This is a genomic window from Microcoleus sp. CAWBG58 (assembly GCF_020883045.1).
Taxonomy (GTDB): Bacteria; Cyanobacteriota; Cyanobacteriia; order Cyanobacteriales; family Microcoleaceae; genus Microcoleus.
The window spans coordinates 15194-27867 of record NZ_JAHRFA010000021.1; the positions used below are offsets into that span (position 1 = coordinate 15194).

General features: G+C 44.3%; 14 protein-coding genes. 6 read left to right on the forward strand and 8 right to left on the reverse strand.

The genetic code is table 11. The features are described from left to right. The first annotated feature begins 194 nt into the window (after positions 1 to 194). Together QZ918_RS11710 and QZ918_RS11715 are read left to right on the forward strand one after the other, a co-directional pair. Positions 195 to 1034: a hypothetical protein gene (locus QZ918_RS11710; protein ID WP_293334980.1), complete on the forward strand. Its 840-nt coding sequence runs from the start codon at positions 195 to 197 to the stop codon at positions 1032 to 1034. 266 nt (positions 1035 to 1300) lie between these two features. Further along, entirely contained in the window at positions 1301 to 2734 is a 1434-nt protein-coding gene (locus QZ918_RS11715; RefSeq protein ID WP_293147418.1) for an RNA-guided endonuclease InsQ/TnpB family protein, read from the forward strand. A 13-nt stretch (positions 2735 to 2747) separates the two neighbouring features. Here QZ918_RS11715 and QZ918_RS11720 read toward each other — a convergent pair whose 3' ends face one another. Further along, complete coding sequence (locus tag QZ918_RS11720) at positions 2748 to 3320, reverse strand: pseudouridine synthase (RefSeq protein WP_293147419.1); 573 nt, start codon at positions 3318 to 3320, stop codon at positions 2748 to 2750. 291 nt (positions 3321 to 3611) lie between these two features. On the opposite strand from QZ918_RS11720, the gene wecB reads away from it, so the two are divergent. Next, positions 3612 to 4754: a non-hydrolyzing UDP-N-acetylglucosamine 2-epimerase gene (gene wecB / locus QZ918_RS11725; protein WP_293334983.1), complete on the forward strand. Its 1143-nt coding sequence runs from the start codon at positions 3612 to 3614 to the stop codon at positions 4752 to 4754. A 275-nt stretch (positions 4755 to 5029) separates the two neighbouring features. Here wecB and QZ918_RS11730 read toward each other — a convergent pair whose 3' ends face one another. Together QZ918_RS11730 and QZ918_RS11735 are read right to left on the reverse strand one after the other, a co-directional pair. Further along, positions 5030 to 5560: a thioredoxin domain-containing protein gene (locus QZ918_RS11730; protein ID WP_293334986.1), complete on the reverse strand. Its 531-nt coding sequence runs from the start codon at positions 5558 to 5560 to the stop codon at positions 5030 to 5032. An 8-nt stretch (positions 5561 to 5568) separates the two neighbouring features. Continuing rightward, positions 5569 to 6066, reverse strand: coding sequence for a TIGR00725 family protein (locus QZ918_RS11735; RefSeq protein ID WP_293334989.1), 498 nt, complete (start codon positions 6064 to 6066; stop codon positions 5569 to 5571). Between the two features lie 133 nt (positions 6067 to 6199). Here QZ918_RS11735 and QZ918_RS11740 point away from each other — a divergent pair, with 133 nt between their 5' ends. Next, entirely contained in the window at positions 6200 to 6454 is a 255-nt protein-coding gene (locus QZ918_RS11740; RefSeq protein ID WP_293334992.1) for a toxin-antitoxin system, antitoxin component, Xre family protein, read from the forward strand. A gap of 3 nt (positions 6455 to 6457) precedes the next feature. On the opposite strand, the gene QZ918_RS11745 is transcribed toward QZ918_RS11740, so the two are convergent. From QZ918_RS11745 to QZ918_RS11760, 4 genes are all read right to left on the reverse strand, one after another. Further along, entirely contained in the window at positions 6458 to 6859 is a 402-nt protein-coding gene (locus QZ918_RS11745) for a hypothetical protein (RefSeq protein ID WP_293334995.1), read from the reverse strand. Continuing rightward, a complete protein-coding gene (locus tag QZ918_RS11750; protein WP_293334997.1) occupies positions 6856 to 7158 on the reverse strand; it encodes a PASTA domain-containing protein in 303 nt (100 codons plus the stop codon). Before QZ918_RS11750 ends, QZ918_RS11745 begins: the two co-directional genes overlap by 4 nt. Positions 7159 to 7247: 89 nt before the next feature. After that, the gene (locus tag QZ918_RS11755) at positions 7248 to 7610 is read right to left on the reverse strand and encodes a type II toxin-antitoxin system PemK/MazF family toxin (RefSeq protein ID WP_293335000.1); all 363 of its coding nucleotides are present in this window, start codon (positions 7608 to 7610) and stop codon (positions 7248 to 7250) included. Further along, on the reverse strand, positions 7568 to 7789 hold the full coding sequence (locus tag QZ918_RS11760; protein WP_293335003.1) for a DUF8778 family protein: 222 nt from the start codon (positions 7787 to 7789) through the stop codon (positions 7568 to 7570). The genes QZ918_RS11755 and QZ918_RS11760 overlap by 43 nt, the downstream gene beginning before the upstream one ends. A gap of 206 nt (positions 7790 to 7995) precedes the next feature. Between QZ918_RS11760 and QZ918_RS11765 the strand changes: the two genes are divergently transcribed. Both QZ918_RS11765 and QZ918_RS11770 read left to right on the forward strand, forming a co-directional pair. Next, positions 7996 to 8253, forward strand: a complete 258-nt coding sequence (locus QZ918_RS11765) for a type II toxin-antitoxin system ParD family antitoxin (protein WP_293147426.1) — start codon at positions 7996 to 7998, stop codon at positions 8251 to 8253. Positions 8254 to 8255: 2 nt separating this feature from the next. After that, positions 8256 to 8582, forward strand: coding sequence for a type II toxin-antitoxin system RelE/ParE family toxin (locus tag QZ918_RS11770; protein WP_293335006.1), 327 nt, complete (start codon positions 8256 to 8258; stop codon positions 8580 to 8582). A gap of 353 nt (positions 8583 to 8935) precedes the next feature. Here the strand turns inward: QZ918_RS11770 and QZ918_RS11775 are convergent. Further along, positions 8936 to 12674, reverse strand: a 3739-nt coding sequence (locus QZ918_RS11775) for a beta strand repeat-containing protein (RefSeq protein WP_293335009.1), incomplete at its 5' end; no start/stop codon positions are given.

Consider the following 12674-nt stretch of genomic DNA (forward strand, 5'->3'; position numbering starts at 1 on the left):
AATTTTGGCTCAATTCGATTTTTGATTTTTGATTGGAGATTTAAAATTGCTAAAAAATCTCAAACTACCACTTAAACTATGTTGTGGAGGCCATAGCATCCCTTTTGACAGTTTAACCAGCTTTATAGTCGATCGCCAACCAATCATTACTGTATTTTAATAAACTTAATTTAAAACTTGGATTTTAATGTCTCATGGAAACTAAAATCGAAAATTTTTCCCGTAAGTGGTTGAGCCTGCTCGTTAATGGAGTTATCGGTGCAGCAGCGCTGGCTGGAGTCATTACCATGCAGTCGATCGGGCAATTAGGCGGAATGACCTCAGTTGGCGTTGAGGAGCAAAAGTCGCCCTCTGCAATATCTGCTGCTAGTTTCAAGCAAGCCGCCCAGCAAGAAGTCCAGCAAGAAGCCCTGCGGCTGAAAATGCTCAAAAATCTCCCTAGTTTTGGGTTTGACAATTTAATTGCAGATTGGACATTTCTCAAATTTTTGCAGTATTTTGGCGATGACGAAGCCCGAAATGTGACCGGCTACAATCTCAGCCAAGATTATTTTGACATAGTTACCCAGCGCGACCCCAGGTGGGCTGACATCTACCTATTTCTCTCCACAGCCGTTTCTTTTTATCAAGGAAAACCTGAAACTGCTGTTAAGTTCATCGAGCGGGGTACTAACGCCTTGTCGCCGCAAATTCATCCCCAAGCGTGGATAGTGTGGCGAACAAAAGGTATTGATGAGTTACTGCTGTTGGGAGACATTCCCGAGTCAATTCGCTCTCACGAAATGGCTGCTGATTGGGTGGAAAAAACCCCGAATGAGTCAAAATTGGCGCCTGTTTTTCGAGCAACTGCTGAGTTTTTGCGCCGAGATCCAGATAGCGTGCCGGTGCGGTTTAATGCTTGGAGTACGGTTTATTATCAAACAACTGATAAGTTGGTTCGTCAAAGAGCAAAACAAGCTCTTGTCAAGTTGGGAGCTCGGGTGCAAAAAGATCGGGATGGAAAGGAAAGTTTTATTTTACCTCCGAGAAATTAGGGTGCGCGATGCACGCTCCTGATGCTGTTCTGTGCAAATTTTAACTACCAGCCGGGAAGTCTAAGGGTATATTCAGAGGGGATAAATCTCAATTGCTGCGCTCAGTACCCCGTCGGGAATTACCGCGCTTGATGAAAGGCTCGTCGAATGGAGGAACGGAAGCCGACAATTAGACATTGCGAGTACCTTTAATTTTGATGTACTTTCTCAACATTAAATCAAAAGAAATCGTACATTAAGGTAGGTCGAAAAAAAACAAGTTAAAAATGCAACTCACTTACAAATACCGCCTTAAACCCACCAAAGCCCAACTAATGACGATTGTGGCTCACTTAGAACTCTGTCGCCGACAATATAACTACCGACTTGGCGAAAGATTCAGATGGTGGGAATCTACGAGAACGCCCATTAATTCCTGTCCATTAGTTGTTTCAATAGTCCCTCTTGAGGAGATTTACAGAAGTATTCCTTTAACCAGAGTGCAGACTAGAGATGGCAGGAAGAAGGATGAATCAGGAAATCCTTTGACAAAAAAAGGTGATGTTTTCTCGAACATTGAAGGCGGATATGTACAGTGGCAGGCAATACAACTTGCTGACTTGAAAAACACTAAAAAACTGTTTTCCGACTACAAAGCGTTGGATTCACAGGTTTTGCAAGATGTCGTCAACAGAGTTGAAACTGCTTTTTCAAACTTTACCACGCCCGACAAAAACGGCAATCGTAGAGGCAAGCCCAAATTCAAGGGATTCCACTACTACAAGTCCTTCACTTATCCTCAATTAGACAACTTAGATATCATCAAGGATGAGCAAGATAGGATTTGTATTAGCCTTGCTAAAATAGGTCAAGTACCTATGGTTTTCCACCGACCAATACCAACAGGATTCAAGGTCAAGACGGGTACAGTCATCAGAAAAGCGGATGGGTGGTACATTTCCCTGACGCTAGAAGATAAGAGAGTCCCCATAACGGTTGCAGCAATTCAACCGACCGAAGAAAATACCGTGGGTATCGACCTGGGAATTACTAATTACGTTTACCTTTCCAAGGTTGAAAGGATTGAAAATCCTAGATTATTGAGAAAATCGGCTCAGAAGTTAGCAAGACTTCAAGCGAAGTTAGCGAATAAAGTTAAGGGTTTTAAGCCTTGGAGAATCATCAAGGACAAGATTTCCAAGCTCCATCAGTTTGTAGCTAGAGCTAGATTAGATTTTCAATTTAAAACGGCACATGAGCTATTCAGCAAGTGTGATGTTTTAGTTGTTGAAGACTTGAGCGTCAAAAATCTCACTAGACGTGCCAAGCCCAAGGCTGATGTTGAAAATGGTAATTTGGTTTATTTGCCGAACGGTCAGTCAGCCAAAAGTGGTTTGAATAAATCCATGCTTGATGCTGCTCATGGGCAATTCGCTAGCGTCCTGAAATATGTCGCCTGGAAATTAGGTAAAAACGTTTTGTTTGTTGACCCAAAGGGAACTTCTCAACATTGTTGGAACTGTCTCAACAAAGTTCCAAAAGAATTATCGGAGCGGTGGCATTCTTGTCAGTGCGGAGAATTTTTGGCTCGGGATGAAAACTCAGCTAAACTTATCAAGAAGATTGGTCTGAGTTGCGAAAGTGGCGGGGGAACTCCGTCACTCAAAAAAGCCTTTGCAAAAAAGGAAAAAGAAGCCTGCGGTCTAACGGTACTCCGTTGACCGTCAGGTTAGTTCACAATAGTTTGATTTCTGTTGGAGTTATTTCGCGCCATTCACCGGGTTTGAGCCCTTCCAAACGCAAATGCCCGATCGCACTTCTCACCAGCCGCAGCGTCGGAAACCCCACTGCTGCCGTCATCCGGCGCACTTGGCGGTTGCGCCCTTCTGTAAGAGTCATTTCCAGCCAAGCTGTGGGAATGTGTTTGCGAAATCGAATCGGGGGTTCGCGGGGCGGTAATTGAGGTTCTGCGGACAATAATTGCACTTTTGCCGATCGAGTCCGATAATCTTGAATTGTGACACCAGTTTCTAAACGGGCGATCGCGCCTGCATCAGGAATCCCTTCCACCTGCACCAAGTAAGTGCGGGGATGAGCGAATTTTGGATCGCTGAGGCGGTGCTGCATTTGTCCGTCATCGGTTAACAGTAGCAAACCTTCACTATCGCGATCGAGCCTCCCGACCGCATAAACATCAGGAATCGGAATATAATCTTTCAGGGTTCTGCGCTTAGCTTCCCCTGAATTATCAGTGAATTGAGTTAAAACATCGTAAGGTTTGTAAAATAAAATGTAACGATAAGGCATGATTCATCAGTTGACAGTTGACAGTTGACAGTTGACAGTTAACAGCTAGCTACCTCTTCCATCGATAAAAGAGGATTTTAGCAATGAATCATTTTGTTTGATTTCCCCCTAAACGGGAAGGCTTGAGACCCAATTTTCTCGGTAAATAACAATTAAAAATGTACTAATTTCAATAATTTTGTAGGGCTGGTTTCACAAACAATCATTGCTAAAAACCGACAATCTCGAAAACCCGCCCCCACCCAACGACAATATGAATCAACCTACTGACATTTTTCACCAATGTCAATTATGAATCAACTTACATCTAATTCTACCATGTCCAAAACCATTCACCGCATTTGCATCGTTCTAGGAACGCGCCCCGAAGCAATCAAACTAGCCCCAGTAATTCAACTGTTCAAAAAATCGCCCAACTTTGACACCCAAGTAATTTTAACCGGTCAGCACCGAGAAATGGTCGAGCAAGTGATGCAAATGTTCGACCTCAAAGCCGATCGAGATTTAGCAATTATGCAGCACCAGCAAAGCTTGACGGATATCACTTCCCGGAGTTTGCATGGTTTGGAAGCCTTGTTTAAAGAGTTGCAGCCCGACATCGTCTTAGTACAGGGCGACACAACGACAGCCTTTGCCGCAGCCTTGGCTGCATTCTACCAAAAAATACCAGTAGGTCACGTAGAAGCCGGATTGCGGACTGACGATATGTTCAATCCCTATCCCGAAGAAGCTAACCGGCGGTTGATTTCGCAGCTCACACGGCTGCATTTTGCCCCAACAGCGCTGGCTGCGGAGAATTTAGTGCGATCGGGCGTTTTGGGAGAAATTCACCGTACAGGCAACACAGTAATCGACGCTTTGCTATCTGTCGCCAAACGCGAACCCGAATGCAACATTCCCAACTTAGATTGGAGCCAACATCGCACCATTTTAGCAACAGTGCACCGCCGCGAAAATTGGGGCAAACCATTAGCAGGAATTGCGCGGGCATTCATCCAAATTTTAGATAAATTTCCCGACACAGCCTTGCTCTTACCACTACACCGAAATCCCACAGTGAGGGAACCATTAAAAGCACTTTTAGGCGACCATTCGAGAATCTTTTTAACAGAACCATTAGACTACGCAGAATTAGTAGGAGCGATGCAGAGAAGTCATTTAATCTTGACAGATTCAGGCGGATTGCAAGAAGAAGCACCGAGTTTGGGCAAGCCTGTTTTAGTATTGCGAGAAACCACAGAAAGGCCAGAAGCAGTTTCCGCAGGCACTGCTAAACTTGTCGGTACAAATTCTGATACAATTACAGCAGAAGCCGCAGAATTGCTGAGTGATTCTAAAGCTTACGACGCGATGGCAATGGCAATCAATCCCTTTGGCGACGGTTTAGCCGCCTCCCGAATTTTGAAAATAGTTGTAGACTACTTTTCTGAGTAAAAATCAATCCTAAAATAGGTTTGTAGTGAGGACTTTAGTCCGCATCAGGTTTGTAGTGAGGACTTTAGTCCGCATCAGGTTTGTAGTGAGGACTTTAGTCCGCATCCATCATAGGACTTTAGTCCTCACTACAAACCAATATGATTGCGTCAATTCTAGGAAAAATGAGATAATTCGCGATCGAATAAAGTGCGCCAAAGAGCACCTTACAACTATCAGTTCAAAAACCCGGTTTTTTAGTGAGCGAGTGCGATCGCAAACTAATTTAGATATATTTAAGGAGAGGGAACTTGTGGCCTAAAATTGCTACTGCCTTTATAACCGGATAGAATAGCAAGTTTTTCCAAAGATAGCCTACCGGTGTAATATTTACCGCGAATTTCCCAAGTGGGATAAGCTTTAATATTAGCTGCCTTACACAAATCTGGTTGAGCATCTTTACCTCTGGGATCGCACTCAATGTAAGTAATCGCGGTAAATGCTGGTAAGCCGAAAAGTTCTTGTTGCGTGTGACAGTGCGGACACCAGTAAGCACCGAACATTCTAGCTTTGATAGTCTGCAAATGGGCTGCTAAAGCTATTTTATCCGGCACGGATTCGCTAGTAATCGGCGGGCCTTCTTGTTCGGTGACAGGTAATTTGGCAGGAGCAGGAGGCGGAGGAGGAGGGAGGGTTTGTGCTAAAGTTTGAGTAGATTTGTTGCTGAAACTGAACTGTGCAATTCCTCCGTCTGCTTTGGTACTGCCAAAAATGCCCAAAGTTAGGAAAATTGCGATCGCACAAAAGTTGAATTTGCTTAGTCTCATCTTGAATTTCATCTAGGATTTGCTAGGATTTCGCGAGCTTGATTCATAGCCTCTACAGCATTGTTTACCACAAAAATGTTAAAATTGCCCAAGCTTTTAAAGAAAAGTAGACTTTCGGGGTTCTCATTTAACAAGATAACTTGCTTGTCAGCTTTGAGGGCGAGGGCAATTTCCGAAGCAGTGCCCGCGCCCATACCGCAGGCAATTATGACATCTGAAGAAAGAATGTTAATGTTATTTCTGGCATTTCCCATATCAGTGACAATGGCAATATCAACTGCTTCGGAAATACCGCGAGTATCGTTTCCCGGAAGGATACCGACTGTTAAACCGTTAGCAGCTTTTGCGCCTTTGTTTGCCGCATCCATCACGCCGACATTGCGGCCGCCAGTTAGCAATATCCATCCTGCTTCGGCGATGAGTTGTCCGAGTTGATAGGCATTTTCTAAGTCTGTTGACGTGGCACTTTCGCCTGGGCCCATGATGCCGATGATAATTTTTTTCATAGTTTATGGGTGAGTATATTGCATTTTTGAAATGGCTGATATATCTCTTGATTAAAAATATTTAAAAAATAGTTTATTCATTGAAACAATATCAAATATCTGCTATAATGTCAATAAAAAAGTGGGATAAAACATGAGTGTCGCCCAAAACCCAGAAACAAAGCTGATGGAAAAAATCCGCAGTTTGCCTCCAGATAAAATTACGGTATTACAAGATTTTATCGACTTCCTATTAACGCGCAGTGAAGCTGATGTTCTGGTTGATACTACGACTAAACTCTCAGAACCAGCTTTTGCTAAAATTTGGGACAACCGAGAGGATGCGGAGTATGACGAGCAATTGGAAGAATCTGCGGATCTCTACGCAGAAATCTATAAGGAAGATTAGGAATTAATTTTTAACTTCCTGAAAAATCTTATAGTATTCACAAATTATTTCAATAAAAATATCCCCTTCTAAGCGAAAATGACTCAAGGCAGATAAATCTAAATTAGCAGGAAAATTGAAAGGATAGGATAGGGAAGATAAAAAATTTTCAGCATTTTCTTCAAGCTTTCTGAGTTGGACTTCTCCCACCCAAAAACAGTAATTTTCATCATCGGAATTGATGGGGCGAGAAATGACTAGGTGAAGAATGCGATCGAACTCGATCGCAACATCTCCGACTTCGGGGCCAAAGGTGAAGTCTAAACGCAAGCCAAGGTTTTGAGGGCGGAGTGAAACCCCTACTAAATCGGCACTTTTTAAGTCTTCTAAAAAGGTTTTGAGGTTGAGTGCGATCGCGGTTGTCATAGAATCACTTTTTCTCCGGTATTATGTGTCTTAGCCCCTGGTTCAAATTTTATTTGATTTCCATCTCGATTGTATCGACGACGGTAAGTTTTGCCATCCGTCGCGCGTATTTTTGGCCCTGTACGGACTATTTCACCATTTGGTCTAATGTTAATGATACTACCATCTGGGTGTTCAAAGCTTTGATAGCCACCTTTTGTGCTGGTTTGAAATTGGAAGCCGTAACTCTCCAGTATCGCGATCGCTTCTGATAGGGTTTGTCCTGTCAAATCGGGAAGTTGTTGTGCGGCTGGATTCATTGGTTGTGAATGGGAAAGATTTTGAGCGATCGCCATGATTGATTATAAAATGATCGATCGCCCTTCTGAATTATTAGAAAGGGATCTCGCTATAATTCCAAATAGCGCTGCAAAATATCTTGAGCTTGGGAAAATAGCTCGGATTCCAATTGGCCGACTTGTTGTACTAATCTCGTTTTATCGAAAGTCATCGGATCGACACAGACTAGCAAACTATCTGCATCTAAACCATTTTGTGGAGAGGCTGGTACTAAGATTGCAGCAGCAGAAATCCGAGGATCGTGAGCACGAGCGGATGTAAACGGCAAAACAGTAACTTTGCTGCGTCGCTCGTTGAAGAGAGTACCAGAAATTACCAACGCAGGCCGCGTTTTGCGTATTTCTGTTCCTACTGACGGATCGAATCTAGCTATCGGGATACTTCCCAGTCGGTAATCGCTTGAGCTTGCCATTCCTCATCCCATCCTAAATCTAGTTCGTCAATTAGCTTGCAAGCTTCTGCTAAAGCTTGGTTCTCTTGTTGTTTTCGCCATTGTTTTAAGAGAGATTCTATCAAAGCACTGGGGTTTTCCGCTTTTTGATTGACGTATGTGAGTAATTCATCTGGCAAGCTGATAGAGATGTTGCTCATTGGCTAATCAGAATAGTATTTTGCGATCGTTTTAGCAATTATTGGCTGAAATGACAATTTTTTGTTAGTTGAATGCAAAATAAGGGCGATCGATCTTCCCAATTTCTGATTAAAAAATCACTGGTTGTGAGGTTTGACAAAAAATGGCAAAATCTGCCATAATTAAGATAACGAGTTAAATGAGGTAAGTAATACCCGTGACAAGCATGAATATTTCTCTACCTGACTCAATGCGAACTTATATAGAAGAACAGGTAGCCCAAGGTGGTTACAGTACAGCTAGCGAGTATTTCCGTGAGTTAATTCGCCAAGACCAAAAACGCAAAGCTTCAGAACGTTTGGAAGCGATGTTATTAGAGGGTTTGGAATCTGGAAATCCTACGGCGATGACGGAGGAAAATTGGATGGAGATTCGTCAAGCTGTGCGATCGCGTATTTCCCAGAATCAGGGGTTGCAGGAATAAAAATGACCTCGCTCCAAAAACGTCCGCAAGTTATCCGTGACTTGATTGAATTAGCCACTTACATGGCGGAAGATAATATGGATGCTTCCGATCGCTTTCTTGTCGCGGCGGAAGAAACGTTTAAACAATTGGCCCAAACGCCAAAAATGGGAAAACGCTGTCAATTTTCTCATCCGAATTTAATTGATGTGCGACAACAAGCTATTAAAGGTTTTAGGAGATATCTGATTTTCTACCGTCTCATAGACTCAGAGGTAGAAATTTTGCGCGTGATTCACGGAGCACGGGACATCGAAGATATCTTTGATAATGTTGATGAGAATGAATAAATCTTTATTCTTGAGGTGGGAAGTTGAAGAGCGATCGCCCTTCTGGATTATTAGAAAGGGATCTCGATCTTTTTTAACCGCAGATGGACGCTGATTAACGTGGATGCAAGAAGGGCGATCGCTCGTTTGATGAAGTATGGGCGATCGCCCTTCTGAATCTAGCTGAGAAAGGACGAGATCCTTTCTCTCCCTGATTCCGCACCCTCAACAGTCACAATGGCTATACAAACAAAGTCCGACAGGAAATTAATTCCCTGTCGGACTTTATCAAAACCGGATTTCTTAGCTACTTTTTCCCGTTTGGATTGACAGATCGTACTTAGATAATGCAGCGCCAATCCTTCAGGTTATTGTTAGATAAAGAAATTCGTAACGGGAATGCTGCCCAAAGCGGGTAACGTCCCGGTAGATCCGGTTAAGTTGATAACTAAATCGTTACCAGCCTGAAAACCAGCAGTACCATCATTAATCACAAGGTAAGTACCGGCGATCGAAGCCGTTGTGACTGTAACTAAAGCAGCGCTATTAATTCCGAGAGCTTGGTTTCCGGCTAATGCTCCATTAGCATCGGTAAACACTTGAGTTACAACATTTTGTAAGGTAGTAGCAGCGCTGTTAGCAGCACGGCTAAAGCTACTGGGCGCATTCATCGCGGCTCCACCTTGAGTCAGCAAGTCGATTTTATCACTGCCGATCGCCAAATCGGTAATGCGATCGCTGGCGGATACAGAGGATTGTCCAAACTGGAAGAGGAAGGTATCCGCACCCGTACCACCCGTTAGAGTATCTTGACCAGCCCCCCCGTTGAGCGTATTATTCGCAGCGTTGCCTGCAATAGTGTTGCCTAAGCCGTTGCCTGTGCCGTTAATCGCCGTAGTGCCAGTTAAGGTAAGGTTTTCCACTTCTGCCGGTAAGGTGTAGGTGACAGAAGATTGCACCAAGTCGGTTCCTTGAGCTGCAAGTTCAGTGACGATATCTCCGACACTATCGACAACATAAATATCGTTCCCCAATCCGCCTTTAAGTTGGTCGTTTCCGAGCCCTCCATCTAAACGATCGTTATCATTGCCACCATCCAAAATGTCGTTTCCTGCACCCCCGTTGAGGGTATCGTTGCCGGCTAATCCATTGATGATATCTGCATTGGCAGTTCCGGTTAAGTTATCAGCGCCAGCAGTGCCATTAATAGCCGCGGTCCCCTGAGTTTTGAAATTCCAAGTGCTATTTCCGGTAATACCAGCATAATTGTTGCCAGCAATATCTTTAATTGCACCGTTGGCAATTTCCACGTAGTAATCAGTGCCTTGCCCTAAATCTGCTGTGGGATTAATCGTGATTTGAGTACCGCTAACTGTGACATTAGCAGCAGTTACCGCGATGGTTTCTACCACAGAATTATCAGACAGTTTTTTGATGACCAGATTGCCAGTGCCTTTTTGAATGGCTTCGCTGAAATTGACAACTAAGTTAGCACCAACGGCAACTCCTGTGGCATTATCGACGGGAGTGAAACTGCTGGCTGTCGGTGCGATGGTATCGGCGGGTGCAACAGTTTTGAAATTCCAAGTGCTATTTCCGGTAATGCCAGCATAATTGTTGCCAGCAATATCTTTAATTGCACCGCTGGCAATTTCCACGTAATAATCAGTGCCTTGCCCTAAATCTGCTGTGGGGTTAATCGTGAGTTGAGTACCGCTAACTGTGACATTAGCAGCAGTTACCGCGATGGTTTCTACCACCGAATTATCAGACAGTTTCTTGATAACAAGATTGCCAGTGCCTTTTTTAATGGCTTCGCTGAAGTTGACAACTAAGTTAGCACCAACGGCAACTCCTGTGGCATTATCGACGGGAGTGAAACTGCTAGCTTTCGGTGCGGTTGTATCGGCAGTAATAACTGTTCCTGTTCCTTGGAAGGTATAACCAGGAGAAGTATTTTTACTACTAAAGTTGACCTTGGCATTACCTGTAGTAAAAGTAGGTAACGCGGTGAAGTTGGCTTTGTATAGGGTGGTCGGTGAAGCCACGTTTGGCCAAGCTGCACCAGAGAAATTCAGCCAAGCCACATTAATCACTTTATCAGTGGAGGCGTCGTTATCTTCATCCAGGGTGTCTGTTTCTGGAGTACCGATAGTAGGTGCTACGGGAGTTGACAATACCCCTGGATTCGCAAAATTGACAAAATTAAGCTTAGAAGAGTCGTAGTGCAGTTTAAATCCGAAGGAGGATGCCAGGGTGCTGTTGTTATCCGATGTAGAATACCTGGCATCAATTGCAACGGAACTACCCGGAGCTACATTCTGAGTGGTGGCGATCGCGCTAATATTTTGAGTAGCACCACTATTAGTAATTACGCCATTACTATTAGTAATTACGCCATTACTAGATGCAGGGGCTGTGGGCAGATAGGAGCTTAAGAATTGCTGAATCTGAGTCGCAGTAGTGCGAGTAGCACCAGTACCAATGACTCCATTAGTGAGGGTAGTACCAGTAAAACCAAACAGATATCGAGCAATCAAAACCCCGTCCGTGGCTCCCTGTGCGACACCGTTGCCATCGGCATCTAGCATCGTCGTCCGACCATTTTCTAGGTAAGTTTGTATGTCTGTAGCAGTGGTGCGGGTGGCCCCAGTACCAATGGCCCCATTCGTGAGGGTAGTACCAGTAAAACCAAACAGATGGCGGGCAATCAAAACCCCGTCGGTGGCTCCCTGGGCTGCATTGTTACCATCAGCATCTAAACTGACTGGTGGTGCCAGAGTCAAGACTGCGGATGTGGGTGAAAAGCTATATCCAGGGGAGGCGTTATTGCTGCTAAAGTTAATGTTTGTGCCTGTGTAAGTGGATGATGCCGTGAAGTTAGCTTTGTATAAGTTAGCGGGTAGAGGAGTATTCGGCCAAGCCGTACCAGAGAAATTCAGCCAAGCCACATTAATTACTTTATCGGTGGCGGGGTCATTATCTTCGTTCCCGGTGTCTGTCTCGGTCGTACCGATAGTCGGCGTTACGGGAGATGACAGCGGATTCGTAAAATTGACAAAGTTGAGTTGTGAGGAGTTGTAGTGCAGCTTAAATCCGAAGGAGGATGCTAGGGTGCTGTTGTTATCGGATGTCGAATATTTGACATCGACTCCAACGGAGTTATTTGGCCTGAAGCCTTTGGTAGTTTGATTTCCGGCGGTAGCACTATCAAAATCAGGTGTAATTGTCTGTAGTAGCCCGCCGACGGTTTTGAAATTCCAGGTGCTATTGCCAGTAATACCAGCATAATTGTTGCCAGCAATATCTTTAATTGCACCGTTGGCAATTTCCATGTAGTAATCAGTGCCTTGCCCTAAATCCGCTGTGGGATTAATCGTAAGTTGAGAGCCACTAACTGTGACATTAGCAGCAGTTGCCGCGATGGTTTCTACAACTGAATTATCAGACAGTTTCTTGATGACCAGATTGCCAGTGCCTTTTTGGATGGCTTCGCTGAAGTTGACAACTAAGTTAGCACCAACGGCAACGCCTGTGGCATTATCAACTGGAGTGAAACTGCTTGCTGTGGGTGGGGTTGTGTCTGAAGGGGTGGCAGTTTTGAAATTCCAAGTGCTATTTCCGGTAATACCAGCATAATTGTTGCCAGCAATATCTTTAATTGCACCGTTGGCAATTTCCACGTAGTAATCTGTGCCTTGCCCTAAATCTGCTGTGGGATTAATCGTGAGTTGAGTACCACTAACTGTGACATTAGCAGCCGTTACCGCGATGGTTTCTACAACCGAATTATCAGACAGTTTCTTGATGACCAGATTGCCAGTGCCTTTTTGGATAGCTTCGCTGAAATTGACAACTAAGTTAGCACCAACGGCAACTCCTGTGGCATTATCAACTGGAGTGAAACTGCTAGCTGTGGGTGGGGTTGTGTCTGAAGGGGTTGTGGCGTTTTTGTACAGTTTTGAGATGTAGCTGCCTGAACTTGAGTAACCAGTCAACAGGAAGTCCTGTTTGCCGTCTCCGCTGTAGTCTGCCCAGCCGACAGAACCGCTGCCAACACCAGGAAGGGAAATACTGGTATCTTCGGTAAAACCACTGCCCGTGTTTTTGTAC

Excerpts from the sequence above, each read along its gene's own strand:
- QZ918_RS11710 (WP_293334980.1), top strand. The coding sequence starts at position 195 with ATGGAAACTAAAATCGAAAATTTTTCCCGTAAGTGGTTGAGCCTGCTC.
- QZ918_RS11715 (WP_293147418.1), top strand. The coding sequence starts at position 1,301 with ATGCAACTCACTTACAAATACCGCCTTAAACCCACCAAAGCCCAACTA.
- QZ918_RS11720 (WP_293147419.1), bottom strand. The coding sequence starts at position 3,320 with ATGCCTTATCGTTACATTTTATTTTACAAACCTTACGATGTTTTAACT.
- wecB (WP_293334983.1), top strand. The coding sequence starts at position 3,612 with ATGAATCAACTTACATCTAATTCTACCATGTCCAAAACCATTCACCGC.
- QZ918_RS11730 (WP_293334986.1), bottom strand. The coding sequence starts at position 5,560 with ATGAGACTAAGCAAATTCAACTTTTGTGCGATCGCAATTTTCCTAACT.
- QZ918_RS11735 (WP_293334989.1), bottom strand. The coding sequence starts at position 6,066 with ATGAAAAAAATTATCATCGGCATCATGGGCCCAGGCGAAAGTGCCACG.
- QZ918_RS11740 (WP_293334992.1), top strand. The coding sequence starts at position 6,200 with ATGAGTGTCGCCCAAAACCCAGAAACAAAGCTGATGGAAAAAATCCGC.
- QZ918_RS11745 (WP_293334995.1), bottom strand. The coding sequence starts at position 6,859 with ATGACAACCGCGATCGCACTCAACCTCAAAACCTTTTTAGAAGACTTA.
- QZ918_RS11750 (WP_293334997.1), bottom strand. The coding sequence starts at position 7,158 with ATGAATCCAGCCGCACAACAACTTCCCGATTTGACAGGACAAACCCTA.
- QZ918_RS11755 (WP_293335000.1), bottom strand. The coding sequence starts at position 7,610 with ATGGCAAGCTCAAGCGATTACCGACTGGGAAGTATCCCGATAGCTAGA.
- QZ918_RS11760 (WP_293335003.1), bottom strand. The coding sequence starts at position 7,789 with ATGAGCAACATCTCTATCAGCTTGCCAGATGAATTACTCACATACGTC.
- QZ918_RS11765 (WP_293147426.1), top strand. The coding sequence starts at position 7,996 with ATGAATATTTCTCTACCTGACTCAATGCGAACTTATATAGAAGAACAG.
- QZ918_RS11770 (WP_293335006.1), top strand. The coding sequence starts at position 8,256 with ATGACCTCGCTCCAAAAACGTCCGCAAGTTATCCGTGACTTGATTGAA.